Source organism: Lysobacter enzymogenes (assembly GCF_017168095.1).
GTDB lineage: Bacteria > Pseudomonadota > Gammaproteobacteria > Xanthomonadales > Xanthomonadaceae > Lysobacter > Lysobacter enzymogenes_D.
Map to the genome: position 1 here is coordinate 1 of NZ_LXSD01000076.1, position 2,255 is coordinate 2,255.

The 2,255-nt window shown below is 71.8% G+C and carries 4 protein-coding genes; 1 reads left to right on the forward strand and 3 read right to left on the reverse strand.

The genetic code is table 11. The annotated features are described in order from the left end of the window. Window positions 1-8: 8 nt before the first annotated feature. The 3 genes from A7A76_RS02175 to A7A76_RS02185 all read right to left on the reverse strand — a co-directional run bounded on the left by A7A76_RS02175 (window position 9) and on the right by A7A76_RS02185 (window position 1,760). Window positions 9-419, reverse strand: coding sequence for a helix-turn-helix transcriptional regulator (locus A7A76_RS02175; protein WP_206409659.1), 411 nt, complete (start codon window positions 417-419; stop codon window positions 9-11). Between the two features lie 493 nt (window positions 420-912). Next, window positions 913-1,284, reverse strand: coding sequence for a cupin domain-containing protein (locus A7A76_RS02180; RefSeq protein ID WP_206409660.1), 372 nt, complete (start codon window positions 1,282-1,284; stop codon window positions 913-915). A 221-nt stretch (window positions 1,285-1,505) separates the two neighbouring features. Next, window positions 1,506-1,760, reverse strand: coding sequence for a hypothetical protein (locus A7A76_RS02185; protein ID WP_206409661.1), 255 nt, complete (start codon window positions 1,758-1,760; stop codon window positions 1,506-1,508). A gap of 97 nt (window positions 1,761-1,857) precedes the next feature. On the opposite strand from A7A76_RS02185, the gene A7A76_RS02190 reads away from it, so the two are divergent. Then, a partial coding sequence (locus tag A7A76_RS02190) for an AraC family ligand binding domain-containing protein (RefSeq protein ID WP_206409662.1) occupies window positions 1,858-2,255 on the forward strand: 398 nt, incomplete at its 3' end.

The following is a 2,255-nucleotide window of genomic DNA, read 5'->3' on the forward strand; positions in this document are numbered from 1 at the left end:
GCCGGCGGTCACGCGCCGCCGCGGGCCTTGCCCAGCGCGCGGCTGCGGCCGGTGCGCGACTGCGCCAGTTGCTCGGCGAGTTCCACCAGCGGCACCCGCGCCCGCGCCGGCGCTTCGCGGAACGCGGCGATCAGGCGCAATTCCAGCGAGTCGTCGACCAGCAGAGCGTCGGCGGCGGCGACCGAATCCATCGCCGTGTCCTGCGACAGGTTCATGCGCCCGCGGCCGGTGGCCAGCCACTCGAACTGCACGCCGGTGGCGAGCGCGACTTCGCGCAGGTGGGCGACGTTGGGCGACTTGCCCTGGGTCGATTCCCAGTGCCCGACCGCACTGCGCTGGACCCCGACCGCGGCGCCGAGCGCGGCCTGCGACAGGCCGGCATGGCGGCGCGCCAGGCGGATGCGCTGCTGTGGCGTCATGTGACCTCCTGCTCATAAATTTCAGGGGTTTTTGCCATGTGCTACCGATGCTCGCCAGGTGAGCGATAGACGCCGGAGCCTGTGCGCTTTCGCTGTCGTCGCGACCTCATCGATCCAATGATTGCAAGAGCTTGCCGGATCGAACAAGTGTTCGAGCGACCGGAAGTAGCCTGGATGGGCGAATCGGCGAGTAGCAAGTGTAAAAGGGAGTTCGGAAGATGGCCCCACGCTGATACGGACGTCGGCTTACGACACGACGTCGGTTCGGGGGAAAGGGCGCGGGATAGCGCCATGCGCAGGACGGCCATCTCCGCACCAAAGAGCGCGTTCCACGGGACGCGCTCTTTTCTTTTGCGCGTTCGTCCTGTGCGGTCGCCGCGTGCGACGTTGCGGCGAAAGGCTTCGGGCGCGGACGCCGCGCCGCTAGCGAAGGCCGGCGCGGAGCGATCGCGGGCTCAGGTCGGGTGCGTGCGCTGCGCGTCGCGAACCGGCCTCATTCCAGCGGCCGCAACTGTTCGGCGAGCGAGCGGGTCTTGTCGGTGACTTCATCGCCGGTGTGCCGGGTGCTCTTGCGTTCGATCAGCAGCAGGTGGCATTCCTCGTCGGCGACCGGATTGTGGCGCACGCCCTTGGGCACCACGAACAGCTCGCCTTCGCCGAGTTCGACCGTGCGCGCCTCCATCTCGATGCGCAGGCGGCCCTTGAGCACGTAGAACAACTCGTCCTCGTCGGCGTGCGCGTGCCAGGCCAGGGTGCCGTGCACGCGCGCGACCTTGACGTAGGCATCGTCGACTTCGGCGACGACGCGCGGCGACCACAGTTCGGTCAGCGCAGCGGCGATGCGGGCGGGGGAGGCGACGGACATGGGCGTTCCTGGCGGCGGCTGAGGCGATGTAATACCACGGCCGCGACGCGATCGCGCCCGTCCCCGCAGGAGCGACGCAAGTCGCGACCGCGCCGCCGCACACGCCGGCGCAACCGACCGAAGGCCCCGGATGTTCGCCCGCACGATGAATGCGGCGCCGGCGTTTGCGGTGGCGCGGTCGCGACTTGCGTCGCTCCTGCAGCCGCTTCCTGCCGGGACGCCTATGGCTGCGCGTCCAGCCAAACGCGCAGCTGCGGATCGCGCGGCTCCATCACCTCGAACAGGCCCAGCGCGCGCAGCGCCGGCAGCAGTTCGCGGGTGTCGCGTTCGGCCTGCGCGCGCGCCTGCGCCGGCGCGGCCGGGTCGGCGAGCACGCGCGCGTTGGCCAGGAACGCGGCGACTGAGCCCTTGCGGGCGACGACCTCGCCGATGCGGACTTCGTTGCGGTGATCGGGAAGAACGTCCTGGGCGCGCATGCGGCGGTTCCTGTGGCGGTTGAGGTGAATGCCATGCTGGGCCGCGCGCGCCGGCTCTGCTACGTTGCCGCGGCCATCCGCTATCGCGTTGCGGCCAATGTCCGACCCCTTGCTGGCGCGCGCCCGCCTGGACGCCGCCGATGCCCCGTTCGTCCTCGCCGTGAGCCTGCGCGCGCCCGGCGTGCGCGACACGCCCGAGCACGCCCACGCGCGCGGCCAGTTGTTCGGCGCCCACCGCGGCCTGCTCAGCGTCGGCACCGGCCGCGGCCGCTGGCTGGTGCCGGCTAGCGACGCGGTGTGGGTGCCGCCGCACCAGCCGCATTCGCTGCGCTCGCACGGCGCCGGCTTCAGCGGCTGGAGCGTGTACGTGGCCGAAGCCGACTGCGCGGCGCTGCCGGCCCAGCCCTGCGCGCTGGCGGTGTCGCCGTTGCTGCGCGAGGCGGTGGCGCGCGCGGCCGGCTGGCCGGCGGACAAGGCGCTGGACCCGGCGCAGGC